The sequence below is a fragment of the Bacillus sp. D386 genome (assembly GCF_006346415.1).
On the sequence record NZ_VEMV01000002.1, the window covers coordinates 88,645 to 113,220 of the forward strand.

General features: G+C 37.3%; 25 protein-coding genes and 1 pseudogene. 8 read left to right on the forward strand and 18 right to left on the reverse strand.

Features of this window, described 5'->3' with window-relative positions; genetic code table 11:
* Positions 1–2: 2 nt before the first annotated feature.
* The 3 genes from FHY45_RS05470 to FHY45_RS05480 are packed head-to-tail and all read right to left on the reverse strand — an operon-like array spanning position 3 to position 2,289.
* Positions 3–371 (reverse strand): hypothetical protein, encoded by a 369-nt coding sequence (locus FHY45_RS05470; protein ID WP_066104187.1) that lies wholly within the window; start codon positions 369–371, stop codon positions 3–5.
* 13 nt (positions 372–384) lie between these two features.
* Positions 385–1,464, reverse strand: coding sequence for a toxic anion resistance protein (locus FHY45_RS05475; RefSeq protein WP_066104191.1), 1,080 nt, complete (start codon positions 1,462–1,464; stop codon positions 385–387).
* A 24-nt stretch (positions 1,465–1,488) separates the two neighbouring features.
* A complete protein-coding gene (locus FHY45_RS05480) occupies positions 1,489–2,289 on the reverse strand; it encodes a hypothetical protein (RefSeq protein ID WP_066104194.1) in 801 nt (266 codons plus the stop codon).
* A gap of 379 nt (positions 2,290–2,668) precedes the next feature.
* Between FHY45_RS05480 and FHY45_RS05485 the strand changes: the two genes are divergently transcribed.
* Positions 2,669–3,130: a PH domain-containing protein gene (locus FHY45_RS05485; RefSeq protein ID WP_066104197.1), complete on the forward strand. Its 462-nt coding sequence runs from the start codon at positions 2,669–2,671 to the stop codon at positions 3,128–3,130.
* Positions 3,131–3,239: 109 nt separating this feature from the next.
* On the opposite strand, the gene FHY45_RS05490 is transcribed toward FHY45_RS05485, so the two are convergent.
* Entirely contained in the window at positions 3,240–3,932 is a 693-nt protein-coding gene (locus FHY45_RS05490) for a DUF1919 domain-containing protein (protein WP_139891103.1), read from the reverse strand.
* A 283-nt stretch (positions 3,933–4,215) separates the two neighbouring features.
* Here FHY45_RS05490 and FHY45_RS05495 point away from each other — a divergent pair, with 283 nt between their 5' ends.
* The 5 genes from FHY45_RS05495 to FHY45_RS05510 all read left to right on the forward strand — a co-directional run bounded on the left by FHY45_RS05495 (position 4,216) and on the right by FHY45_RS05510 (position 11,912).
* Positions 4,216–7,155 (forward strand): SH3 domain-containing protein, encoded by a 2,940-nt coding sequence (locus tag FHY45_RS05495; protein WP_139891104.1) that lies wholly within the window; start codon positions 4,216–4,218, stop codon positions 7,153–7,155.
* A 190-nt stretch (positions 7,156–7,345) separates the two neighbouring features.
* Positions 7,346–7,618: a phospholipase A2 family protein gene (locus FHY45_RS05500; RefSeq protein ID WP_139891105.1), complete on the forward strand. Its 273-nt coding sequence runs from the start codon at positions 7,346–7,348 to the stop codon at positions 7,616–7,618.
* Positions 7,619–7,886: 268 nt separating this feature from the next.
* Positions 7,887–8,654 (forward strand): YqjF family protein, encoded by a 768-nt coding sequence (locus tag FHY45_RS05505; protein WP_139891106.1) that lies wholly within the window; start codon positions 7,887–7,889, stop codon positions 8,652–8,654.
* A 289-nt stretch (positions 8,655–8,943) separates the two neighbouring features.
* Entirely contained in the window at positions 8,944–9,102 is a 159-nt protein-coding gene (locus tag FHY45_RS20455) for a hypothetical protein (protein WP_175354261.1), read from the forward strand.
* A gap of 428 nt (positions 9,103–9,530) precedes the next feature.
* Positions 9,531–11,912, forward strand: coding sequence for a DUF6359 domain-containing protein (locus FHY45_RS05510; RefSeq protein WP_139891107.1), 2,382 nt, complete (start codon positions 9,531–9,533; stop codon positions 11,910–11,912).
* A gap of 98 nt (positions 11,913–12,010) precedes the next feature.
* On the opposite strand, the gene FHY45_RS21195 is transcribed toward FHY45_RS05510, so the two are convergent.
* The 6 genes from FHY45_RS21195 to FHY45_RS20460 form a co-directional block, all read right to left on the reverse strand.
* Positions 12,011–12,166: a phage holin gene (locus FHY45_RS21195; RefSeq protein WP_077248048.1), complete on the reverse strand. Its 156-nt coding sequence runs from the start codon at positions 12,164–12,166 to the stop codon at positions 12,011–12,013.
* 134 nt (positions 12,167–12,300) lie between these two features.
* Positions 12,301–12,678 carry a hypothetical protein gene (locus tag FHY45_RS05520; protein WP_066104215.1) on the reverse strand — a complete coding sequence of 126 codons (378 nt, stop codon included), beginning with the start codon at positions 12,676–12,678 and terminating at the stop codon, positions 12,301–12,303.
* Positions 12,679–12,690: 12 nt separating this feature from the next.
* Positions 12,691–13,005, reverse strand: coding sequence for a hemolysin XhlA family protein (locus FHY45_RS05525; RefSeq protein WP_066104219.1), 315 nt, complete (start codon positions 13,003–13,005; stop codon positions 12,691–12,693).
* 163 nt (positions 13,006–13,168) lie between these two features.
* Positions 13,169–13,786, reverse strand: coding sequence for a glycoside hydrolase family 25 protein (locus tag FHY45_RS05530; protein ID WP_139891109.1), 618 nt, complete (start codon positions 13,784–13,786; stop codon positions 13,169–13,171).
* Between the two features lie 290 nt (positions 13,787–14,076).
* Positions 14,077–14,199, reverse strand: a complete 123-nt coding sequence (locus FHY45_RS20835) for a hypothetical protein (RefSeq protein ID WP_257468928.1) — start codon at positions 14,197–14,199, stop codon at positions 14,077–14,079.
* 107 nt (positions 14,200–14,306) lie between these two features.
* Positions 14,307–14,444 (reverse strand): hypothetical protein, encoded by a 138-nt coding sequence (locus tag FHY45_RS20460; protein WP_180349899.1) that lies wholly within the window; start codon positions 14,442–14,444, stop codon positions 14,307–14,309.
* A 211-nt stretch (positions 14,445–14,655) separates the two neighbouring features.
* Between FHY45_RS20460 and FHY45_RS21100 the strand changes: the two are divergent.
* Positions 14,656–14,886, forward strand: a pseudogene (locus FHY45_RS21100) (tyrosine-type recombinase/integrase); the annotation flags it as partial.
* Positions 14,887–14,998: 112 nt separating this feature from the next.
* Here FHY45_RS21100 and glnA read toward each other — a convergent pair.
* From glnA to hflX, 4 genes are all read right to left on the reverse strand, one after another.
* Positions 14,999–16,333 carry a type I glutamate--ammonia ligase gene (gene glnA / locus FHY45_RS05540; protein WP_066104225.1) on the reverse strand — a complete coding sequence of 445 codons (1,335 nt, stop codon included), beginning with the start codon at positions 16,331–16,333 and terminating at the stop codon, positions 14,999–15,001.
* 46 nt (positions 16,334–16,379) lie between these two features.
* Complete coding sequence (locus FHY45_RS05545; RefSeq protein ID WP_066104229.1) at positions 16,380–16,793, reverse strand: MerR family transcriptional regulator; 414 nt, start codon at positions 16,791–16,793, stop codon at positions 16,380–16,382.
* Between the two features lie 683 nt (positions 16,794–17,476).
* Positions 17,477–18,742, reverse strand: a complete 1,266-nt coding sequence (locus FHY45_RS05550; RefSeq protein WP_139891110.1) for a methionine gamma-lyase family protein — start codon at positions 18,740–18,742, stop codon at positions 17,477–17,479.
* Positions 18,743–18,757: 15 nt separating this feature from the next.
* The gene (gene hflX, locus FHY45_RS05555) at positions 18,758–20,008 is read right to left on the reverse strand and encodes a GTPase HflX (RefSeq protein WP_066104235.1); all 1,251 of its coding nucleotides are present in this window, start codon (positions 20,006–20,008) and stop codon (positions 18,758–18,760) included.
* A gap of 145 nt (positions 20,009–20,153) precedes the next feature.
* Between hflX and FHY45_RS05560 the strand changes: the two genes are divergently transcribed.
* Positions 20,154–20,756, forward strand: a complete 603-nt coding sequence (locus FHY45_RS05560) for a trimeric intracellular cation channel family protein (protein WP_139891111.1) — start codon at positions 20,154–20,156, stop codon at positions 20,754–20,756.
* 122 nt (positions 20,757–20,878) lie between these two features.
* Here FHY45_RS05560 and FHY45_RS05565 read toward each other — a convergent pair whose 3' ends face one another.
* The 4 genes from FHY45_RS05565 to miaA all read right to left on the reverse strand — a co-directional run bounded on the left by FHY45_RS05565 (position 20,879) and on the right by miaA (position 24,361).
* Positions 20,879–21,637, reverse strand: coding sequence for a hypothetical protein (locus FHY45_RS05565; protein ID WP_139891112.1), 759 nt, complete (start codon positions 21,635–21,637; stop codon positions 20,879–20,881).
* A gap of 291 nt (positions 21,638–21,928) precedes the next feature.
* Positions 21,929–22,882, reverse strand: coding sequence for a stage V sporulation protein K (gene spoVK / locus FHY45_RS05570; RefSeq protein WP_066104245.1), 954 nt, complete (start codon positions 22,880–22,882; stop codon positions 21,929–21,931).
* A gap of 271 nt (positions 22,883–23,153) precedes the next feature.
* Entirely contained in the window at positions 23,154–23,381 is a 228-nt protein-coding gene (gene hfq / locus FHY45_RS05575; RefSeq protein WP_066104248.1) for an RNA chaperone Hfq, read from the reverse strand.
* A gap of 29 nt (positions 23,382–23,410) precedes the next feature.
* Positions 23,411–24,361 carry a tRNA (adenosine(37)-N6)-dimethylallyltransferase MiaA gene (miaA, locus tag FHY45_RS05580; protein WP_139891113.1) on the reverse strand — a complete coding sequence of 317 codons (951 nt, stop codon included), beginning with the start codon at positions 24,359–24,361 and terminating at the stop codon, positions 23,411–23,413.
* Between the last annotated feature and the right edge of the window lie 215 nt (positions 24,362–24,576).

The following is a 24,576-nucleotide window of genomic DNA, read 5'->3' on the forward strand; positions in this document are numbered from 1 at the left end:
TTTCAGTAGTATATTCGATTTCCTTTTTCCTTCTGCTTTTTATAATACTTGTCGTATGCAACCAATGTTAAGACTGCTAGGATGGGATAACACAGTACCATGGAGTTGTATGAAGTGTATCCTGCAAAATTAAAATGGAATAGCAGGAAACCAATCGTATTAATGACAAGCAACCTCATTTTCAATGAATGGTTTTCTTTCATTTTCATAAAGAATAAGCCAAATAAAAGAATTGTAATCCCGATGGACATGGAAATATAGGAACCCAGGAACATCCCGAATGAATCAAAGAATACCACTGGTATCAATCCACTGAACATCACGGTCAAATAACAGGTTAGTAGCAAGAGAGAATATCTAACATATTGCATGGTTTCTTCCCCCTTATTGATTTAATAACTTCGTTTTCATTTCTCTGTTCATATCATCCAGCTTCGTTACAAACTCTTTACTGCTGGCGATAATCCTTCTGCTGGATGCTTCCTGGGTCTCAATAGCAGAATAAATATCCTGGTAAGCCTTTTGCAGCTTTTCAATCGAGATAGATGGATTCTCCAGGAGCTTCGTTGTTTTTTCTGTGTTTTCTTTTAACATTTGCGCGTTTGCCAAAATCATGTTTTCTGTAGCTTCATTCACATCATTGATTGCTGTAATGATTCTTTCCTGATTTTGCAGTGCCAAATGAATAGCAGATGTAACGGGAGCTAAGTTCTTAGTCGTATCAATTGCATTCCGAATGGCTTCTTTCAATTTATCATTATTTTTCTTGATAATATCAACAGAAGCAAGGGATTGCTGTAGCACATTTACCATAGAGCTCATATTCTTTGTTCGTACAATAATTTTCTCCTGTGCCTCCATGACAAGCTGCTGCTTATTCTGCCATTCTGGATCGTTCTTTTTATCCTCAATCATTTGGAAAAGATGCTGACCCATATAGATTTGTTTATCTAAGAGATAAATTTTTTCATGGACATCTTTTTTGATGACATCAAGCTCAGCATTATCCTCCTGAAGCATATCTCTTCCTCTAAGTAAGGACTGGACGATTTCATCAATATTCTTTTCCACTGTTTGATACTTTGCAATAAACTTTTCATTTGAACTCTTGCGCAAAAACTTCGGAACAATCTTTGCTATTCCTTTTGTCTGATAGGCATTTGGATTTAGGTCAGAAACCGCCTCGCGAAGCTTGAGCAGATTAGTTGGTATATCGTGATTGTCCTTGTTGTCCATCATGTCTTTGACTGGTCTGCGAAGACTGTTTAATGATTCCCCAGCCATACGTTGCTCATTGCCGCCGAAATTGCTTAAATGCTCTAGGACGGAGTCAATATTATGTGCATCCGTGTCAGATATTTTTTTGACGACCTGAGTTGCTTCATCATTTAATTTTTTCATATCTTCGGGATTTATGAATGATTGAATCGCTGTTTCATCAAATTCCCTATTTTGTTCACTCATCGGTTTTCCACCTCTTGTCCGACATTATTTTTCGTATCTTTGATCGATTGTAGTCAATGTTTTCTTTAAGTCAAATTCCCTTGTATTGTCAATATGTCTGCGAATTTGTGTAATTCGCTCCTGTATGATAATCAGTCGATTTAATGTATCATGTTCATACTTTTCTTGTTGTTTGGATTCCAATTGACTAAAGTCAGCTATCAGCTTTCGTAAATCTTTAATTATTGTCTCCTTAACCTGATGCTCATAATCAACATCAGAGATGAGATCCACATGCTCCAGTAAATAACCCAGGCTTGGGATAATTTGAGTAAAGGCATGATCAATCGGTGATGAGAGATAGTTTCTTTTTCTCGCATCTTCCAGCTCGTTTATAAGAGCAGTAAAGTTATTGTTATTTTGATATATCATTTTCATTTTTTCCGGCTGAAAACTCATAATGGCCCATCTTAAAAACAGGTCAATCTTTTCTAGATCGCTTTCTTTCTTTAATAACTGTTCAGAGATTTTCTTTTCTGTATAAACTCTCGATCTTGTATCGTATCGAACATCAAGTAAAGGCTGTTTGGTTTTAGCTTTTTGCGCATTAATCGTAATGTAATCCGGTCCAGCCAAGATAGATAGTATATTTGAATCCAATTCATATACATAATGGGCATAACGATCATCCAATTGAGTGCATACAAACTGGTCTTTTTGATTTTTACCTGCTATTCGCTTCATCACATTTGCCAAACGTTCCTGTTTTGGTCCTGCTGGTTTTGCGTCCTGCAGAAAAACTACAGCTGTAGCTCCTACCAATCCAAGAAGGATCATATAGAACATAAACAGTCACCCCTTTCTAAGGCAATTTTACCATACTATACATACGAACAAACAGACAGATAGTTTCAAAAAACATTGGTAATTTTCATTTCCTGTAGCACTTTTATCAAAAATAATGGATATCTCAAGAAAAACTATATTTATATATTATTTCTTTCCCTAAGCGAATATCTTAATTTAAAATTTCAGAATAGAAACTATTTTACACACCTAAAATATGGATTGTTTTGGTAAAATACAAATTGAAAGCTGACCCAAATCGTAAAACGGCCAATCGACGGCGAATTTCCATTAATTCACCTGTTAATTTGAAGGGTAAATTACATCTACATACGTACCACCAAGAAAGTATAAATTCAAACGAATAGAGGATGATAGCATGTATTTTTCATCAAAAAGAGACTTATGGATAACCGCTACCATTTGGTTATTCGCATTTATTTTTATTCTTTCACCCATTTTCTTTCCAGACCTTGGTGTTTGGATGACCCCTGAGTTCTTAGACAAGCAATGGATTAAAATCGTACTCTTAGTACCAGTTGGTTTTTGTTTAATGTGGATATGGCTTAAAACGGGATATACAATTGCGGAAAATCTCCTCACCATACACTACGGTCCATTTAAGAAGGAAATTAAGATTGATACGATTAGTAGTATAAGAAAAACCAGAAATCCTTTTACAGATCCTGCCCAATCTATGAATAAAATAGAAATTAATTTTACAGGATTTAATACGATTGCCATTTCACCAAAAAACCAAACTGAATTTGTTCGTCAATTATTAAAGCAAAATCCACATATAAAAACGGATTACCATTTTGAAAATCGTACGGAGAGTTAGGATAAGAATTAATAGATTAGCCTTTTTAAGTGCAATCTGCCTGCAGCGTCGGTCTAATACCATGAGCACATAAAAAACACCGGAAAACACCGGTGTTTTAATTAATTATCTATTTGTTGTCGATTAGCTTAAAAGGAAAATGCAGTTCAAAATTGGCTTTTCTTTTTTCAGGCTCTTTCTTAATCACTTCCCCTGTATTCAGCCAAGATGCTACATCAAAGTATTTCTTATAATCCGTTAGCTCATTTTGTAATTTGGTTTCTATGTGTTGATTTGAAAAACAAATCACATTGTCTAAATGTCCCATTGGCCTAGCCGTAAAACAGACTTTGTTTTTTAAAGGCAACTGATTGAACGTTTCAATACATTCTTTTCTGCACTGATACTGATCGCTGAATTTAAAAAACAACTGATCCCAATTTATGCGTTTAACTCTTTCATTCCAGTCATTTAATGCTGTCTGTTTATACTTATAGGAATAGAAATGGATCTCCACTTTCTGGTCCAACAGCCCAATGGGATAGATATCCGTTATTCCATCATATTTTGAATGGAGTGTAAATTTAAGGGGAGATTTCATATAATGCTCAAAGTTAGATAAAAGCTCAATATAGTCCGGTGCAAATATGAACATTCCAATAAATGGAGAGTTGTATTCCATACCTAAATCATCGTATACTTTCTTGCCCCAATCATTGTCTGAGACAATCGTGAAATGACTGTTTTTCACTTTCTTTTTCATATCCAGATGAAAACAATAACTAGATATCTTTTTCGTTATTTTTTGTAGATAACCTTCCATTTTATCTCCCCCTTTCTACATTATTATTACCTTTATTCCTTTTTTTAATGAAAAAATAACATCTAAATTATGGAATCTTACATTTCTCGCTAAAGATTTCCCAAATTATGCCGATATGTGATATAGCACCCTCTATGACATTTTATGATGGAGACATTTTTTAGTTACTCATTTTATCCTTAAATTTGTTTGGGATTGATTTAACTGGTCTTTGCAGTTGTCTGACAAAAATATATGCCATACAGCCTTGTAAAACTGAGGGAGAATAAAGGAGGATGTACATTTGCAAAATCAAAAGGCAAGCCATAAGCCATTGGTCTATAAGGGTACAACACTTTTATTATCTGCAGGATTTATCCTATATAGCGGGGATACATCATTAAAATTATTGGACACCAAAAAGGCAGAAGCATCTAGTGTTACGTATTACGAAACCACTTCTAATTTAAATTTACGAGTCAGTAATTCTACTAAAAGCACTGTACTCTTAACCATCCCTAAAGGGGAAAAGATTAGCTACCTTGCAAAAAGTGGTTCTTGGTTCAAAGTGAAATTTAACAATCGCACAGGATGGGTCAATAATAAGTATGTGAAGAAAGCTGAAAATATTACTTCTAGTAAAGCAATTGTGTCTGGCTATCAAACTACAGCTAATCTTAATTTACGATCCAAAGCGTCAACCAATGGGAAAATCCTGAAAACCATACCTAAAGGGAAAACCCTAACCTATATTTCCACTAGCGGTTCTTGGATTAAAGTAAAATATCAAACTACTACGGGCTGGGTTAGTTCAGATTATGTAAAAAAAATAAATGAGAAAGCTAAGGTTGAACCTGCTGTGGTGAAATCTGCTGTTGTTACCAGCAGTTCATCAGTCTACACAACGAAAGCTAACCTTAATTTACGATCATCCGCTTCAACAAAAGGAGCTATTTTAACGACGATTCCTAAAGGGAAATCCGTTACTTATGTTTCCAAAAGCGGTTCATGGTTCAAAGTAAAATATGGCGGTAAAACCGGTTGGGTCAGCTCCAGTTATTTAAAAGCTAACTCAGCTGCTGCTAAACCAACGAGCAGCACCCCTTCCGCTGTGGCAAAACCACAGCAAGAGGTTACGTACCAAGCAACAGCTAATTTAAATTTACGATCCTCTTCTTCCACAAAAGGATCTATTCTTACGACGATTCCTAAAGGGAAATCCGTTACTTATGTTTCTAAGAGCGGTTCATGGTTCAAGGTGAAATATAGCGGTAAAACCGGTTGGGTCAGCTCCAGTTATTTAAAAGCTAACTCAGCTGCTGCTAAACCAACAAACGGTACAGGCACACCATCTACCGTGGTAAAACCACAGCAAGAGGTGAAGTATCAAGCGACAGCAAATTTAAATTTACGTTCTTCTGCTTCAACGAAAGGATCCATTTTAACGACAATTCCTAAAGGGAAATCTGTTACTTATGTTTCCAAGAGTGGTTCTTGGTTCAAGGTGAAATATAGCGGTAAAACTGGTTGGGTCAGCTCCAGTTATTTAAAAGGTGTTACACCGGTTAAAAATGAGAGTCCCTCCCCTTCTGTTGAAAAACCAAAGGCGAATTTGACTTATCAAACTACTGCTAAACTGAATCTAAGAACTGAGGCTTCTACCCAGGGGTCTGTATTAACGCTTATACCAAAAGGAGAGAAAGTTACCTATCTATCAAAAAACAGTTTTTGGTTTAAGGTGAAGTATGGAAACAAAACAGGTTGGGTCAGCTCTGAATTCCTAAAGGAAACAACTGAAGATAAAAAAGAGGAAGTAAAGAATAAAGAGATTTATACGACAACTGCTAATTTGAAGTTTCGAATTTCAGGCTCTACCAGTGCAACAGTCATTACTACTATACCTAAAGGAAAGCAGGTTACGTATTTATCCAAAAAAGGGGCATGGTATAAGGTTTCCTTTAACTCACTTACAGGCTGGGTCAACTCATCCTACCTGGTAAAAGGAGCATCTACCTCCGATTCCTCTAATCCAATCAGTTCAGATTCCTATGTAACGATGGATTTAAGGACAAAATCATCCGTAACAGCTGCTCAGATTAATACGTATATTGCGAAAAATGCAACCTCCTCCAACAGTGTTCTATATAACAGGGGAAGCATATTTATTGATGCAGCAAACAAGTATGGCGTGAACGTTTTGTATCTTGCAGCACATGCCATTCATGAGAGCAATTTCGGTAAATCGACTATATCATTGGCAAAAAATAATCTGTTTGGTTACGGAGCCTACGATGCAGCTCCATTCGTGGGTGCTGTCAAATTTAATACAATCAAATCAAATATTGAATTTATTGCTCAAATGATGAAAGCAACGTATTTAAATGAAGGATACTGGTCCTATAAAGGTGCTTATCTTGGTTCTACCGTTAAAGATAGTAATGGGAATAGAATCGACAGCCTAAGCAGCGGGATGAATTTTTATTATGCGACCGATTCAAATTGGGGAAAAGCGATTGCCAAACATATGTCGGCAATGCTTGATTACAGTAACGAGGGTGCAAAAAATGCCACCCCGAATAAAAAGGTGCCAAGCAGACCCTCTTATCCTGATGCAAAAGATGTCTTTCCTACCGGTACTCTTGCTGTAGCCCATAAAACAATTAATCTGACATCAGCAGATAACACAGGTTCAACCGTTTATCAGACAACTTCAAACCTAAATTTGCGATCAAGTGCTTCAACAGATGGTTCTATTCTGCTCACCATTCCTAATGGGAAAACGATAACCTATCTTAGTGCAAGTGGTAGCTGGTGTAAGGTTCAATATAACGGAAAAACCGGCTGGGTCAGTTCTGAATATGTCACAAAAACAAACTCAGGATCTTCTGTCAGCATTCAAGCAGGAGAAACCTTTAATTTACTAGAAAAACATAACAATGAGTCTTTAAAAGTAAAATACAAAGGGAAAATGTATTATACATCCAGTTTTGGATTAAGCAGTTATTATAAATACATGTCCGTTAAAAATCTGGCGCGTGTGGATGCTACATCCTTAAATGTCCGTTCTGCTGCGAATACAGGCAGCAGTATAGTCGGTACCCTATCTAATTATCAATATATTGAGCTATCGGTTGATTCAAAAAACAATCCGGAAACCAGCAATGGATGGTATAAAGTGAAACTTTCAAATGGTACACAAGGATGGGTTTCCGGAATGCATATTATCCGTGAATTGAATAAATAATAGATTGTGAGATTGTCATATCTTAGTTTTTAGCCCAGAGATTCACTCTGGGCTTTTTTCTATAAGGATATATTTGTTTTGTCACAACAGCCCATTAGAAAACAAAAGGAAACATTCACTATTTATCCGCCCTTACGTTTTGTCCGACTCCTCATATATTAATTATAAAGATTTATATGGAGGTGGAAGTATGCAAAGAAGAAGAAGACGTGCAGGCAAAGGACTATGTTATCCAGGATATAATTGGTGCGGTCCTGGCTGTTCCGGTCCATGGGGACCTACTAATCAAGTAGACTCATGCTGCAAGAAACATGATGACTGTTATAAGAGATTTGGACCCACCAAACAGTGTGACGAGATGCTGTTAAACTGCCTTCAATCACAAATAAATCCTCGAACAAAAATGGGACGAGATGCTCGATTGTTTTACAATGTCATGCGCCTTAGGTATGATCTCCGATAATTTAATCAGAAACTATAAAAAGCCTCTCAAATCTTTTTGATTAGAGAGGTCTTTATTTTTACCTATACATTACATCAGTACTATTAGATCTGGAAATTTTATATTTAACTCCATATTTCCCTCAGCTATAATCACTCTTAAATATTATGTAAATTGCATTCCCTCTTGTTCTATTCTTTTTATTATGCCGTGTTGCTTTATCGGAATGTTTAATATCTATATATATGGGCAAAACATTTAATATACCTAGAGAAATGAGGCGGAATTTATGTATTTTGAGTTGAAAGAAACGAAACATCGCCCTTTCCCTTTACCGAAATCACCGTGGGTACTGACCCAGGTATGGAATGATATGCTATTTTTACATTATCAAATAGATCCCACCCTTCTCCGTCCATATGTGCCGGAGGAATTGGAGATTGATTTATATGAAGGAAAAGCATGGATTTCGATTATTCCCTTTAAGATAACTAAAATGAGAGCAAGAGGGCTTCCACATTTTCCATATCTTCATACTTATTTAGAGCTGAATGTACGTACATATGTTAAATACAAGGGTGTTCCTGGTATTTATTTTTTTAGTTTGGATGCTGATAAACTATTAGCCGTCTTGGGAGCACAAGTGGGCTTGGGCCTACCTTATAAAAAAGCACATATGTACTTTCAACAAGATAGGGATCAATTTTATTTTCAAAGTGTACGAGAAAGCAGTAAACAAACCTATCAACTCGATGTTCATTATGAGCGTAAACAGATTTTATACGAACCCCTGCCGGACTCTTTGGATTTTTGGTTATTAGAACGATACAGTATGTATAGTATTTGGGGCGATTTAATCATACGCGGAGATATTCATCACGATCAATGGAAAGTAAGTATGGTTCATGCGCATATTTCAACTAATACTATGCTCGACTTTTTAGGAGATGAAACACTCGATCCTGCACCACAGCATATGCATTACTCGAGAAGAAAGCGATTTTTATTTTTCCCTCCAAAAATTGTGGGCAAAATTAAACACTCCACAGACAAATAATCTATACAATAGGTGTAATCTCGACTATATTATGTTAAACGAAAATATACTCTCTTTAGTCTGGTTAGATAAAAGTATTTAACTGAATTCTTCTTAATTCATTCTCCCTTTTATCATACCCATCAGTTGGGTAAATGATTGCTACCATAACTTACTCCTATCTTTTCGGTAAATTGGCTTTCTTTTGACTTCTTAATAATATTAAAATGTAAACTCCTATTAATCTATTCGTAACATTGTAACTATATAATGGTACTATAACAGTTTTCCAGAAGGATAGATGCTAAAAATGGACATAAAAGAGCCAACGAAAAAAACGAATTCAATAACCATACCTCCGGTGATTAAAGATTATATCGGAAATAAAACTACATTAGAAGATTTAGAGCAACTGAAGCATTTGGTTGCAAAAAGATATGCTGAACTTAAAGTACCCCGTCTCGATTAACGGGGTTTTTTATTTGCCTACATTCAACCTCTATTCATACTTTTCCTACTTAGTGTTTTCTCTTCATTTTTTCTATAATTCTTACCCCGTATTTTCCTATCCTAGTTCATCAAATCTGCACCTTAACTTCATTAAGATGTTAATCTAATGAAAATAAAAAGCTCTCTCCTAGGCTCATTCTGGCTATAGTATTCTCTCAGCCCTATATTTAATAGAAGAAACTCGATATTTTTTACTAAACGATATTTCTAACTTCAAAAAATTGAGGATTCAGAGTCAATACCTTTCTAAAAAACAATAGAATCATGACTTTTTACTTATATTGACTATAACTTTCAATTGAAAGATGAATCTAACCACCCTGTACTAATTGCCCTCTTTTTTGTAGTATATGGGAGAAATGATAGAAATTTAAAGGAGAGTGTCGAATGTCAAAATCCAATATTAATCGTTTCTTCGTCCCAGCCTTTCTCGTGTTCCTGCTCCTCTTATCGTTCATTCCTGCGGTAACACCCAAGGCAGATGGACCAATTACTGTAACAGAGGCAATAGCAAACAATACAGGCAATGCTACTGTTGAAGGCTATATCGTTGCCCATACGACAGGAAATAATAGCTACAATTTTGAAGCACCATTCAGCAGTGATTTTAATATTGCGCTAGCTGATTCACCCAATGAAACGGATAAAGAAAAACTGCTTCCTATCCAGCTCCCGGCTAAATTCCGAGCAGAATTTGGGCTGCAGTCTAATCCATCCATCATCGGGAGTAAAATTCACGTTACTGGAAATCTTGAGGCTTACTATACAGTGCCTGGATTAAAATCACCTACCTCCATTGTTTTTGCAGAAGAACATGATCCAACTCCGAAAGCTGCCGCTGCTGCGAGCTCAGTCTCTCCAGGACCAGTATCAGCTGGAACAGCTATTTCCTTAACTACAGAGACGGAAAACGCAACCATCTACTACACAACAAATGGGATGGAACCTACCATAGACAGCGAAGTGTACACGACCCCTATCATCATCGCAGAAAACACGACAATTAAAGCAATCGTCGTAGCAGACGGCTATAAAAACAGTGATATTGTATCACTAGCCTATTACATTGCCACTAGCGGTTTACAGATACATGACATTCAAGGTGCCGAGCACCACTCTCCATATCAGGATCAATATGTGGCAGATGTTGAAGGCATCGTAACTTATATTGCCGATGCTAACAACTTTTACATGCAATCTCTAACGCCTGATAAAAACCCTGCCACCTCAGAAGGCATACTTGTCTATAAAAGGAACCATGCTGCACAAGTTGGTAATACCATTAAAGCAAGCGGTCAGGTTAAAGAATGGGTACTTGAAGGTTATGCAGAAAAATTAACAACGGATTTACCGGTTACAGAAATCAATGCTACTAACATTACGATTGTAAATGACTCACAACCGCTCCCTAAGCCGATTGAGATTAGCCCGCTTAAAGGACAGCCAACACGAATCATCGATAACGACCAGTTCAGCAAGTTTGATCCATATCAGGACGGGATTGATTATTACGAGAGCCTAGAGGGAATGCTCGTAAACATTAAACAGCCGAAGGTTATTGCACCGCAGGATTATGGCGAACTATATGTAGTGTCAAAATATACTTTACTCAACACCCTGGCAAAAGGCTTGAGGATTTCAGAAAACGATTATAACCCTGAGCGACTCATCATTGATACTGGTGATTCAAGCTTTGTTACCAAGACAGGCGATTCATTTACTGGAGATATTCATGGTGTTGTAAGTTATGGTTTCAGCAATTACCGAATCTTATCTGATAAAGAAAATTTACCAGAGCTTAAAAACGGTAGCCTGAAACAAGAGGTAACGAAATTTAAGCAACATGCCAAAAAACTGACAGTCGCTTCCTATAACGTAGAAAATTTCTCCCCGAAGGAAAGCGACGAGAAAACTACTAAACTTGCAAAAGCCATTACTGACAATTTAAATCAGCCTGATATCATTGGACTTACTGAAATACAGGATAATGATGGTGCCACAAATAGCGGTAATACAGATGCAAGTGCAAGCTATCAAACATTGATTGATAAAATCAAAGAGTTGGGCGGTCCTTCTTATTCATTCACAGATATTGCGCCGGTTAATAATCAAGACGGAGGCGCTCCTGGAGCGAATATTCGCGTTGGATTTTTATATAACCCAGAGCGAGTGTCACTCACTCCTGCTCCAAAAGGCAGTGCGAATGAAGCAGTCAGCTATGAAGATGGCAAACTGACAGCTAATCCAGGACGAATTGATCCTGAAAATCCTGCTTTCGATAGTAGTCGTAAGCCTTTAGCTGCCCAATTCACCTTTAATGGGAAGGATGTTATCGTCATCGCTAACCATTTTAATTCAAAAGGCGGAGATCAGCCGCTCTTTGGAAAAAACCAGCCGGCTATATTGTCTAGTGAGGAGCAGCGCATTAGCATGGCAAATGTGGTGAATCAATTTGTAAAAGAAATCCAGTCCAAGAACAAGAATGCCAATATTATTGCTCTCGGAGACTTAAATGACTTTGAATTTACAGATACACTCAAAACACTGAAGGGAAGGGAACTGACGAATATGATTGATTTGATTCCCTCAATTGACCGCTATACGTATGCCTATCAAGGAAATTTACAAGTGCTAGACCATATCCTTGTTTCGAAACCACTAACATTGCGTACAGCTGTTGATATCGTTCACATCAACGCTGCCTTCATGGAAGAACACGGACGAGCAAGTGATCATGACCCTGTATTAATCCAAACCATGCTAAAATAATGCTCAATAAATTCTTGAGAAGGCGGTCCTAAAAGGATTGCCTTCTCTTCTTTTATGTAAGGCAGAGTTTTGAGATGATACGTCTTAGGTAACGCATATTATGAACACAAGAAACCCAATGGTACATATACATCGGGTTTGTCATCTCTTGGCACTTCATAAGTCAAGGCTTGTCTACTGTCTCCTATTCCTTTAATGGTCGGATCCTGAACAATACCAATCCAGCTAAAATAACCACAAAAATCAAAACTAATTGTGGTGTATCATCTTCTGCGACAGACGGCATGACTCCTATTAAACCGAGCAACTTATATATAAATCTGGTGACTAAAGTAGCAAATGCAATAATAAGGTTGGGTTTTTAAAACGTACTTTCCAATTCATTCTATCACTCCATTAACTTAGTATGCCTAACTTCAAATATATTTAAAAGGCTGAATGCTGACAGTAAAAAGAAAATCCCTGCCCCCCAATTTAAGGACATTTCACTCGTGGCATAAGAAACAGCAATGATTAAATAAATTAAGGCGGATAACCCTAACCCAAACTTTCTCATTACATAACTATTAATAACCAGCCCAATAACCTTAATGGTAGCTGCAGAAAAGAAAATGAGAGCAAACAATGTCTCGCTTCCCAACTGACTTAAAGTTCCATATAACTCTGGCAATTGCTGAAACATATCATTGTTGAACATACATACCATAGCAAGGTAATAGCTCAATATACTAACTAGTGCCTCAAAATATGGTATAGACCTTTTCATCATCCACCCTCCTTAGTTCAGTTTTTGTATAGCAAACACAATAAAACCGATAACCGCTGGAATAGTTCCACCTATAACGGCAGCGGTCACAGTTCTTCTTAACCATACAGTATCTCCTTTAATGTCTTTTAGGGTTTCTAAAATACCAGCAATCTGTTGATCGTGTACAATTTGTGTACTACGCATTTGGTCCAACCGATCCTCCTGCTTGTCCATCCGGAGTTCATGTTTTTCAAAACGCACGTCCTGTTTATCAAATTGCCCTTCCGTCTGACGCTTGTACTCTTTGAACTCTTCTAACATATTCATCACCAACTGTTTTAACATGTAACCTTCACCCTCATCATATGCGAAGAATCTTTCTTTTGTGCCATAATTAGACTTTGTAACTATCATTTAATGTCTGAATAGTTGGCCAAGAGAATGGCTCACTTTACACGAGCATCACTTTAGGCAAAAAAAGAGGACTCCAACTAGAAGTCCCCTCATACTATGTGATTTGATCATACTTACCCGTGAAATAACTCAATGGTTTATTACTTATAATTGCATTCAAGTCTACATTACCAGCATATCCATCTACTATTCCTTTGTCTGTAAACTGCCATAAGTCGCAAACATAGTCAGGTTTCCTGCTACTTGCTCGCATGCCATTGTTACGCCCATAAGAAGGTATCCAAACAGCATCAAAGTCTCTTATATCGATATTAAAGGATTTATAAAGATGATTGGCAATATATATCCCTACTTTCTTCACCCCAAGAGCTCTCAATTTCTTTGCATAGACCTTAACCCCTGCTCTCATATCTTTCATGCTCTTCTCCTCAACGTCAAGCCAGTAAACAGGCGGGCTAAATTCTTTAGTCCGGTTATAAAAATCAGTAGCCTCTTTCTCCATATCAGAGATCGAAATACCTCTTACCCACGCATAGGCATTAGTTGGTACACCACGCTTATTAAATTCCTTGTGATGAGTTTTATAATGTCTGTCGATTGTAGAAGATCCATACTGAGTACGAACAATAACTAAATCCACTTCCTTGGCTAGTTTGTCATAATTTATAGATGATGGTGGCTGGTGATGTGAAATATCTATAATTTTCCCCATTTTTATCAGTACCCCCTTTTATTAGAATATATAAAAAGAGCCCTGGAGGACACTTAAAATAAATTAAACGGCAACTATAGTTTTTGACAGAGGCGAGCAATTTTGCTGGGCATAAAAACTGACTCGCTTTTTTATATTAAATCCTTAAATGGTAAGACTTCTCCCCTTCCCTTAAGGGATTGTGTGCACTATATTGGCCGAGCATACACCTGGATTCTGCTTGCCGTTTTTTATCCAACTAAGGCGATCTATAAAGGGCTTTTCGCTATGTCCTTCACAAAGTGGATGGGCTAATTTTTTCTCGCTATAACAGCAAACTTCTCTTTAGAGTGTATTCTTAGTTGTTTCTCCAGAAATTCATCCGCTTCCGGTTCCCATGGAATTCTAGCATCAGTTTTCCATGTGTATCTCATTTTTATCGCCTCCTACTTTTATAATATCAGTCAGAGGCGATTTATTAATAAGAGGTAAAAAGTTTTTATAAAAAAGAGGACTTCCAGAGTGGAAAGTCCCTTTAATTTTAAATTTTCAGCTTTTCTAATTCGTTTAATTTTAAATGCAAAAGAAGAATTTTTTGATTCACTTCCTTAGATGATTCCACATGTTGAAGCAAATAGCGTAACCGCATGGTGTGGAAAATACACAAAAGTTTCTTCATATATAATCATCCTTTATCCGACTTACGTTAATAATAGCGTTGGTATATAACTTCAACAAGAGGCTCAAGATGCGGTTCATTTGTCATATACAAATAAGAGGAATCCCACTTAGGAACCCTCTTATTTATTCTTCTCATGTTACCGCATAGTATGTTCCAATTATACTTTAAATCCACGAAACCTTTCGCACAGGATATTCATTTCCTGTAACTATTTAATGCTATGGAACGAATCCATAAAAGAGCCGGATTGCCAAAGATACAATTCACGCTTTAAGGCATACTCATGCTGTTCTACTTCTAGAATCAGGAGCTTCGATGAAATACATCCAAGTACGATTGGGTCATGGATCCATTCAGATCACCGCTGATGTGTACTCGCGTCTCTAAGAAAATCGAAAAAGATACTATGGAGAAATTTGAAGATTTCACAAAAAGTTAAAATGTTTAGAGGCGGGGCAAAAGCGGGGTGAAAATTTGGACAAGCTAAAAACATGTGATTGCCCCACCAAATAAAAAACCCTTGACGCTAGCAGTGTCAAGGGTTTCAGCTATTAATACATTTGAAGATATTGTTCTCTCTCCCATGGATGAACTTGGGTTCTAAACATATCCCATTCAATCTCTTTTGCTTCTACAAAGTGTTCCAGGATATGATCACCTAGACCATTCATGATGACTGGGTTTTTTTGTAATTCTACTAACGCTTGATATAATGTAGACGGAAGATCTTTAATACCTTCTTCAGCACGTTCTTGTGCAGACATTACATAGATATTACGGTCAATTGGCGCCGGAGCTTTTTTCTGATTTCTAATGCCATCAAGACCAGCGCTAAGTAATACCGCCATAGCTAGGTATGGATTTGCAGTTGGGTCAACAGAACGTACCTCAACACGTGTGCTCAATCCACGGGAAGCCGGAATACGGATTAGTGGGCTACGGTTACGAGCAGACCATGCAACATAACAAGGTGCTTCGTATCCAGGAACTAGACGTTTGTATGAGTTAACTGTTGGATTTGTTACTGCCGTGAACGCAGGCGCATGCTCAATGATACCAGCAATGAATTGATGAGCTGTCTCGCTCAATTCGATATTTCCTTTTGTATCGTAGAAAGCATTCTTTCCATCAGAGAATAAAGATAAGTTCATGTGCATACCGGAACCATTCACACCGAACAATGGTTTTGCCATGAAAGTTGCGTGCAAGCCATGTTTACGAGCAATTGTTTTTACTACCAATTTGAACGTTTGGATTTGGTCACATGCTGTAATCGCATCAGCATATTTAAAATCAATCTCATGTTGTCCTGGAGCTACCTCATGGTGGGAAGCTTCAATTTCAAATCCCATCTCTTCTAGCTCAAGAACGATATCGCGACGGCAATTTTCACCTAAATCTGTAGGAGCAAGGTCAAAGTATCCGCCTTTATCATTTAACTCCAAAGTTGGTTCCCCTGCTTGATCCAATTTGAATAAGAAGAATTCTGGTTCAGGCCCAAGATTGAAATCTGTGAAACCTAGCTCTTTCATTTCCTCTAACACACGTTTTAAATTAGCACGTGGGTCACCTGAGAAAGGTGTGCCATCCGGATTGTAAATATCGCAGATTAAACGAGCCACTTTTCCTTTTTCAGCAGTCCAAGGAAAAATTACCCATGTATCAAGATCTGGATATAAAAGCATATCAGATTCTTCGATACGAACGAACCCTTCAATGGATGAACCATCAAACATCATTTTATTTTCTAATGCTTTATCAAGCTGACTTACTGGAATTTCTACGTTTTTAATTGTTCCCAGAATGTCGGTAAATTGTAATCGAATAAATTTCACATTTTCATCTTTAGCTAACTTTCTAATATCATCCGCAGTGTATTTCCCCATCTTCCTTTTTCCTCCTTAAATAATAAAGCTTTTTATATTTTAATTTTTAATTAAAAAACCGATGCATATCACCAGATTGGTTGCTGCCTCTCGTTGTAAAGCGGCCAGCCTTCAAAATTTCATCACGCAATAATTTTCTTAATTGCGCATTGGTCAATTCTGGTTTTGTTTCTTCTTTAGAATGTTCATCTTTAGCAATTATTTCAGTTTCATTATAAATAGAAGGTTCAAGAATTTTTTTAATCCCAGCCATATTTATGCCTTGATCAAGCAATTCTTTAATTTCCAAAAGACGATCAATATCGTTTAACGAAAACATCCTTCGATTACCCTCTGTTCTGGCTGGATAAACCAATTTGTGTTCTTCATAATAACGGATTTGACGTGCAGTTAAATCGGTCAGCTGCATGACAATACTCATTGGAAAAAGTGGCATGGTTCTTCTGATGTTACCGCTCACCACTACATCCTCCTTCAATACCTCTTCTTGATATTGTTAGTTTATGCCATGTAAACTTCTTTGTCAATCATATGTAAGGTTTTCTGACATGGAATCTCTGGAGTAATGTATCATTTTAACTGCTTTACTTCTTTTACCCCAAACTCAGACAATTAACCTATTAATTTATAAATAAAAGCAACAAGCTGGTCCTTATTTTGAATTTCACATAAAAAAGCACTTCTATTTACACATTAATTCAACTCTTTTCCACAAAAAAGTATACCTACCTCTATGGAGCAAATAGACCAAGATACAGAAAAGATATTGCACAGACACACTAGAGGTGTATAGAAGATGCAGGAAAGCCACGGTATCCTACGCCTATCTTACATCTATCAAACACCTTTAATTAGGAATAGGTGTAACAAAGATGTAGCATAGCATCTATTCAGCACCTTCCAGACACCTTTGACCCCGCATAGGTGCGGCATAGGTGTGCCATGGGTGCAGCATAACACCTATCCTCCACCCTTCAGACACCTATGCTATGCGATGCCATTCAATAAACAGCTAATATGATATAGATAAACAGAGTTCACTTTGAATCCCACTCTGCAAATAATCGGTTACTTGTAACTCACACTGACCATTTTTACTAATAAAAAACTCCCCTATTCCAAAAATAAGGGAGTTATTATTAGTTACTTTATTAATCCTTTTTCAATCATCTGATCAATTGCTTTGCAAATGGCTATTTTAACATGGGAGTACGTTAGTCCGCCCTGTACAAAAGCGGTATATGGCGGTCTTAACGGACCGTCAGCGGTTAATTCGATACTCGCTCCCTGAATAAACGTTCCGGCAGCCATGATTACATCATCCTCATATCCTGGCATATAAGCAGGATATGGTGTTACATGAGAGTTAATTGGTGAAGCAAACTGAATCTGCTGACAGAACAGCACCATCTTATCTCTGTCATGAAATTGGACTGATTGAATGAGATCTGTTCTTGGTTCGTTCCATGTAGGTGAAGGGTTAAATCCCCATTTTTCTAGCATGGCAGCTGTAAAGATTGCTCCTTTTAAGGATTGTCCAACAACATGCGGAGCCAAGAAGAATCCTTGGTACATTTCTAATAAACTGTACAAGGAAGCACCCGCTTCAGCACCAATACCCGGTGTTGTTAAACGATATGCGCATCGTTCTACCAAATCAGCTCTACCGGCAATATAACCACCCGTTTTCGCTAAACCGCCGCCAGGATTTTTAATTAAGGACCCAGCCATTAGGTCCGCACCAACCTCAGTAGGCTCCATTTTCTCAGCAAACTCTCCATAGCAGTTATCAACAAAGACAACGACATCCTGTTTGATTGCTTTTACAAACTGAATCATTTCCTTGATTTCTGCAATTTTAAATGATGGGCGGTTATCATAGCCTTTTGAGCGTTGAATTCCAATTACCTTCGTATTTGGTTTAATGGCTTTTGCTACTGCATCAAAGTCAACATACCCATCTTCCTTTAAAGCGACAGATTGATAGGATATTTGATATTCCTTTAAGGATCCTATACCACTTCCGCGTATGCCAACAATCTCTTCAAGCGTGTCATATGGCTTTCCAGTGATGTATAAAAGCTCATCTCCAGGGCGTAACACGCCGAATAAGGAAGTTGAAATAGCATGTGTTCCAGATATGATTTGCGGGCGGACAAGTGCCGCTTCGGCTCCAAATACATGAGCAAACACCTTTTCCAATGTATCTCTTCCCATATCATCATACCCATAACCTGTTGATGGATTAAAATGGGCATCACTAACCTGATTTTCCTGGAAGGCTTTCAATACCTTCGCTGTATTAAAGTCTACATTTTCTTCAATTTCTAAAAATCTTTCAGCAATCATTTTTTCAGTTTCCTGAACAGTTTCTTTAATTCTCTCACCGTTCTTTAATTGTTCAAACATGTTGCATTCCTACTCCTACTCATAATTTTTAATAATTCCCATGATTGCATGGTCTGCTAAAGCAAGTCCCTTTAGATGATAGGTCTCATTGCTTTCATGAAACTCGGTTGATTTAACGATTGTCTCATCCTTTAACCGGGCTATAATTTTCCCTTCATTAGCTGGAATCATTACGGAATATGGTTCCATAAAGCTTTCAACCAATTTTTCCATTTCTAAAAGGAGTTGTTGAATCCCTTCATCCTGACGAGCAGATATATGAATGGATTTTTCCTTGGATGTCGGTACAAATTCAGAATGGGCGGCATCTTTTTTGTTATAGACAATCAATTGAGGAATATCCTCAGCACCCAAATCCTCGATAATTTTTTGAACGGTCTTCTCATGATTATAAGCATCAGGATGAGAAGAATCCACTACATGTAAAATGGCATCGGATTCTGTCACTTCTTCAAGCGTGGATCTAAATGCCGCAACAAGGGAGGTAGGTAAATCCTGAATAAATCCAACAGTGTCACTGATAAGGACCTTGTATCCAGATGGAAGAAGACATTCCCTGGTCATCGGATCAAGGGTAGCGAACAGTTGATTTTCCTCATAAGAATCCGCTTCAGCCAGACGGTTAAACAAGGTTGATTTACCGGCATTCGTATAGCCAGCCAATGCAATTTGGAAACGATTATTTCGTTTTCTGCGCGCTCTGTAACGTTCCCTATGCTTAACAACTGAATCCAACTGCCTTTTGATCTCATCCAAGCGACGTCGAATGTGGCGTCTGTCAGATTCCAGTTTGGTTTCCCCCGGTCCCCTCGTTCCAATACCGCCGCCGAGTCTTGATAATTCAGTACCTTGCCCCGCCAATCTTGGCAGCATATATTGCAATTGGGCTAACTCTACTTGCATTTGACCTTCGCGAGAACGCGCACGTTGAGCAAAAATATCTAAAATCAACTGGGTACGGTCAACGATTCTAGTTCCCAGCTCTTTACCTAGATTTCGTATTTGACTGGGAGACAATTCATCGTTAAAGATTACGACATCCGGTTCTAGCTCTTCAACTAATGCAATAAGCTCCTCGACTTTCCCTTTCCCGATATATGTAGCAGGATGAGGCTTAACTCTCTTTTGAGACACTAATACAAGAGCCTGCCCTCCGGCAGTTTCCGTTAGTGATTCAAGTTCCTCCATAGAGGATTCAAATCGACTGTCATCAATATCTTCTCGCTGACAACCAACTAGTATAGCTTTTTCATATGTTTCTTCCATTATGTCACTTCCCTCAATAGTTCACTATTCTTCTTATCATACCAAAAAAATCACCCGTTCCAAACACTGTATTCAAATGATATGATAAATTAGCCAGATTTTAAATGATTATTTGAATTTTATTTAAGGAGAAAAAGAAAAAAGTATGACATGGGATGTATTAAGCATTATCGGAACAATCGCTTTTGCGATTAGCGGAGCCTTAGTGGCAACAGAAGAGGAATATGACTTATTTGGCCTTTATTTACTCGGATTTGTAACAGCCTTTGGGGGAGGTGCCATTCGCAATTTGCTGCTCGGGATCCCAATAATCCATATTTGGGAACAAAACGGATTATTTTTTATCGCATTCATTTCTATAACTATTGTTTGTTTATTTCAGCATTCGCTTTTAAAGCATTGGAACAGGTGGGGGAATTTTTTTGACGCTATCGGTTTAAGCGCATTCGCTGTACAGGGCGCTTTACTAGCAACGGAAATGAACTTACCGCTTATTGCGGTTGTATTTGCTGCTATCCTGACAGGAAGTGGCGGCGGTATCGTACGAGATGTCCTCGCAGGCAGGAAGCCAATACTGTTAAGATCTGAGATTTACGCAATTTGGGCAGGTATTGCAGGTCTCTTAATCGGCCTCGGAGCGATGACATCCAACCTTGAATTATACCTTTTATTTATTATTATTACCTTTTTACGAATGCTTTCTTATCTATACGAATGGCATTTACCTGTTGTTAAAAGAAGTTACTGATTAAGAGTTACTACATAAATATCCTACTAATCCACTTTCATAGATTCGTATTTATATAGGATAAATGATAAGGGCCTTGCTGTTTTCTTAGCAAGGCTCTTTAATCTGTATTGATGATTATCTTAAGTGCCATACTCCACAACTGGCATGAATCCTTTTACCTCATAATCAGAAATCTCTATAAATGAAAAATTATGACGATGAAAAATAGCTCTGATTTTAGAAGAGAACTCCCTCTTATACTCAAGAATGCGTTTTGTTGTTTCAAATTCCCATACACATAGTTTATTTTCTTCTATAAATAAGCCGTATTTGTAGGTAAGTGCAAAGGTAATTAAATTTCCTGTATCAAAAGGAATTTTCATCGTTTTTTCTTCTTCAAGCTGCTCGTTTAGTATTACTAACTCATTTCTCTCCGAGTTGATACAAGCATAGGGCTTATAACGAGTAACCAGAGGGTCATAGAGAAGATCATATTGGATAGCATTGTTATAAAAAGACTCTAAACCACTGAATGGAGATACACAGTTCAATATATTTACTCCAGCACCCTTTCCGTATACACCTTGATCTCCATATGTACATAGAACGCCATCTTTGTAAGGAAATAACTCATGAATATGTGAACCAACCTCAAATTCAGATACAAATTTACCCGTTAATGAATAAAAAGATAGAGTCGTATTGTATAAAAGACAGAAATGGTCTTTTGTGAATCGAATAATATGGTGACCCTTGGGAAGAGTTAAAATAAGTTCTCCGTTTAATTGAACCGTATTTTCACCGGTGTTTTTTAACAAAACAATCAAATCTTCTTTTTTACAATCTGCATCAATGATTACCTGTTTGCTTGTAAATATAATTTCTTCTATCAAATTCATCTCGTTTAACCTTCTACTCTCATTCCACTTCTCGATCTTTATGGCAAGAGATTGTTAATATAAAATCTACCATTCCAACCTATGCAACTAACTAAAATTTACCACAAAATCTAAATTATTAATAGATTACTTAGACGTGGTAGTTCGTTAATTCCCTGCGTTTGATTTTAGTATTCTAACCTACTAATAATCACCATCTTAGAAATATTTCATTATGACTATTTCTCAAAAAAACAAATGCCCCAAAAGCTTTATGACAGCTTACGGGGCACTCATATTTATTCGTATCTCTTACTCAAACGTATCGAACACTAGGTCATCACTTCGGATGGTCATTAATTCCCGACGTTCATATTGATCCGACAGCAAAAGACGCATTGCCTGAGTTCTGATTGATTTTTCTATTACATTCCTTACATATCTACCATTGGAAAAGGATTTAAGATGTAGAACATTTGTTAAATAATATAGATGATCGCGCAGTTTTCTTTCCGCGTCCAGACTATAAACGTATTGCCTGGCACTTAACATTCGGTTCCCTATATCCATTAATTGATCAACCGTGTAATCCGGAAAATCAATGACAATCGGAAAACGGGATTGCAGGCCTGGATTCAAGGTTAAAAAATACTCCATTTCCCGTGAATATCCGGCAAGAATAAGAATAAATTCATGCTGCCGATCCTCCATATGCTTTACCAATGTATCAATCGCTTCCTTACCAAAATCCTTTTCACCACCCCTTCCCAAAGAATAGGCTTCATCAATGAAAAGAATACCCCCAATTGCCTTTTTGATTAAATCTCTCGTCTTTTGAGCTGTGTGTCCTATATATTCTCCTACAAGATCTGCCCGCTCAGCCTCGATTAAGTGGCCTTTGCTCAAGACATTCATCTTTACAAATAAATCTCCTATAAGCCGTGCGACCGTCGTTTTTCCAGTACCGGGATTACCTTTAAACATCATATGAAGCGCCTGTTTTTCAGCCTTAAGGCCAGCTACTTCCCGTTGTTTATTCACATAAATCCATGCATAAATTTCCTTTATAACTTTTTTCATTTCCTCCATGCCTACGAGACTATTCAATTCAGCTTCAATTTCTTTTAGGGCTATATGATGAGAAGGTATATCCTTTGGTAATGGAGGAACATTTAGAATCGGCTTAACCTGAGCCTTTGCTTGACCATTTTTCAATACAACATTAATTTGCCCATTATTTCTCACTCGCATTGGCTGTTGCTCCATTTGATCACCTCTTTAATGAAGCCGTGTCCCCCCTTTTTTACCTAACACATTCGACAAAGTGAAGGCAAAATAGACAAGGGCACCCCTGAAACTACAATATAAATTTATTTTTTACCAATAAAGGTGTGCCTGATTGTCACATACTGCGATTGCCCGGAAAATAATTATATTTCCTCTCCTTATTTATATTCCGGGCACCCTCCATACAGAATGAAAAAATCAGTTAAATAAAAAACAGACTCACCGTAGAGGGAGTCTGCCGTACTTATCCTTAACCTTCAAGGTCAACTTGTACATTTTTTTGAGGAGCAAATGTTGAAATCGCATGTTTGTAGACCAGTTGATGTTTACCCTCTGTTTCAATTAAGACTGTAAAATTATCAAACCCTTTTATCAGTCCGCGTAACTGAAATCCATTAAGTAAAAAGATTGTTACATATACATTTTCCTTACGCAATTGATTTAAAATTTGATCTTGAATATTGATTCCTTGTTTCATTTTTTTGCCTCCTCTTTTCTCTCTATAGTTTATCTATTCGCCTTTAAAGCGAGCATTCCTGCCACTTCAAGCGATATTTCTTCAGAAATTTTTTCGAAATCAGCCAAATTGGTCATATCAAACCAGTGAACATCCATCTTATTTCGGAACCAAGTAAATTGTCTTTTTGCAAACCGACGGGAATTCCGCTGTATTTGAGCTATAACATTTTCTCGTGTTTCAGTTCCTTCAAAGAGTCCCTCAAATTCCTTATATCCAATTGCTTGCATGGATTGTGCATCTTTTAATCCTTTTGCATATAGTTTTCTGACTTCCTCTTCAAGACCCTGCTGCATCATTGCTTCCACTCGTTCATTGATCCTTTTATATAAAAGATCGCGGTCCATCGTTAATCCAATCAAAGCCACATCATATAATAATGTTCTCTCTGTGGATTGTTCCTGTTCACTGAAACGCTTTCCTGAATCATAAAATACCTCTAAAGCACGGATAACTCTTTTTGTGTTATTAGGATGTATTTTTTCTGCAGCAACGGGATCAATCTCAACAAGTGTTTGATAAACAGCATCAGGCCCTTCTTGTTCAATTCGTTCTTCCAGCTCTTCTCGAATATTAGGATTTGCTGTGGTTTCAGGGAACTGGTAATCATAGAGGACGGATTGAATATACAAACCGGTACCACCCACTAATATAGGAAGCTTTCCCCTATTCGTTATATCATTAATCTTCTGCTGCACTTCTTGCTTAAAATCATAAACATTATAGGATTCAGATGGTTCCCTGCAATCAATTAAATAATGAGGAATCCCTTCCATTTCGTCCTTTGTAACTTTAGCAGTTCCTATATCCATACCCTTAAAAATCTGTGCTGAATCGCCACTTATAATTTCACCATTGAACTTCTTGGCCAAATTGATTGATAATTTGGTTTTTCCCACTGCCGTTGGTCCAATAATCACGACCAATTTCTGTTTTTCCATTTATGCTTCACACTGCCCTATTCATTTTTTTCTTATCTTAACATAAATCATTATAATCTGAACATGAGCGAGTAACATCTAACCAGTATAGTCAGTTTAAATGGTCTTTATTCAATTCTTTTTTCACACTTTTATTATTTTTAAATAATTTTTAGATGAACTTTAACCTTAAGATAAGTTCTATTAATACTAACCCTATAATTAAGGTGCTTCAG

Coding starts and splice junctions, on each gene's coding strand:
- FHY45_RS05470 (WP_066104187.1), bottom strand. CDS start 371: ATGCAATATGTTAGATATTCTCTCTTGCTACTAACCTGTTATTTGACC.
- FHY45_RS05475 (WP_066104191.1), bottom strand. CDS start 1,464: ATGAGTGAACAAAATAGGGAATTTGATGAAACAGCGATTCAATCATTC.
- FHY45_RS05480 (WP_066104194.1), bottom strand. CDS start 2,289: ATGTTCTATATGATCCTTCTTGGATTGGTAGGAGCTACAGCTGTAGTT.
- FHY45_RS05485 (WP_066104197.1), top strand. CDS start 2,669: ATGTATTTTTCATCAAAAAGAGACTTATGGATAACCGCTACCATTTGG.
- FHY45_RS05490 (WP_139891103.1), bottom strand. CDS start 3,932: ATGGAAGGTTATCTACAAAAAATAACGAAAAAGATATCTAGTTATTGT.
- FHY45_RS05500 (WP_139891105.1), top strand. CDS start 7,346: ATGCAAAGAAGAAGAAGACGTGCAGGCAAAGGACTATGTTATCCAGGA.
- FHY45_RS05505 (WP_139891106.1), top strand. CDS start 7,887: ATGTATTTTGAGTTGAAAGAAACGAAACATCGCCCTTTCCCTTTACCG.
- FHY45_RS20455 (WP_175354261.1), top strand. CDS start 8,944: ATGGACATAAAAGAGCCAACGAAAAAAACGAATTCAATAACCATACCT.
- FHY45_RS05510 (WP_139891107.1), top strand. CDS start 9,531: ATGTCAAAATCCAATATTAATCGTTTCTTCGTCCCAGCCTTTCTCGTG.
- FHY45_RS05520 (WP_066104215.1), bottom strand. CDS start 12,678: ATGAAAAGGTCTATACCATATTTTGAGGCACTAGTTAGTATATTGAGC.
- FHY45_RS05525 (WP_066104219.1), bottom strand. CDS start 13,005: ATGTTAAAACAGTTGGTGATGAATATGTTAGAAGAGTTCAAAGAGTAC.
- FHY45_RS05530 (WP_139891109.1), bottom strand. CDS start 13,786: ATGGGGAAAATTATAGATATTTCACATCACCAGCCACCATCATCTATA.
- FHY45_RS20835 (WP_257468928.1), bottom strand. CDS start 14,199: ATGAGATACACATGGAAAACTGATGCTAGAATTCCATGGGAACCGGAA.
- FHY45_RS20460 (WP_180349899.1), bottom strand. CDS start 14,444: ATGAAGAAACTTTTGTGTATTTTCCACACCATGCGGTTACGCTATTTG.
- glnA (WP_066104225.1), bottom strand. CDS start 16,333: ATGGGGAAATACACTGCGGATGATATTAGAAAGTTAGCTAAAGATGAA.
- FHY45_RS05550 (WP_139891110.1), bottom strand. CDS start 18,742: ATGTTTGAACAATTAAAGAACGGTGAGAGAATTAAAGAAACTGTTCAG.
- hflX (WP_066104235.1), bottom strand. CDS start 20,008: ATGGAAGAAACATATGAAAAAGCTATACTAGTTGGTTGTCAGCGAGAA.
- FHY45_RS05560 (WP_139891111.1), top strand. CDS start 20,154: ATGACATGGGATGTATTAAGCATTATCGGAACAATCGCTTTTGCGATT.
- FHY45_RS05565 (WP_139891112.1), bottom strand. CDS start 21,637: ATGAATTTGATAGAAGAAATTATATTTACAAGCAAACAGGTAATCATT.
- spoVK (WP_066104245.1), bottom strand. CDS start 22,882: ATGGAGCAACAGCCAATGCGAGTGAGAAATAATGGGCAAATTAATGTT.
- hfq (WP_066104248.1), bottom strand. CDS start 23,381: ATGAAACAAGGAATCAATATTCAAGATCAAATTTTAAATCAATTGCGT.
- miaA (WP_139891113.1), bottom strand. CDS start 24,361: ATGGAAAAACAGAAATTGGTCGTGATTATTGGACCAACGGCAGTGGGA.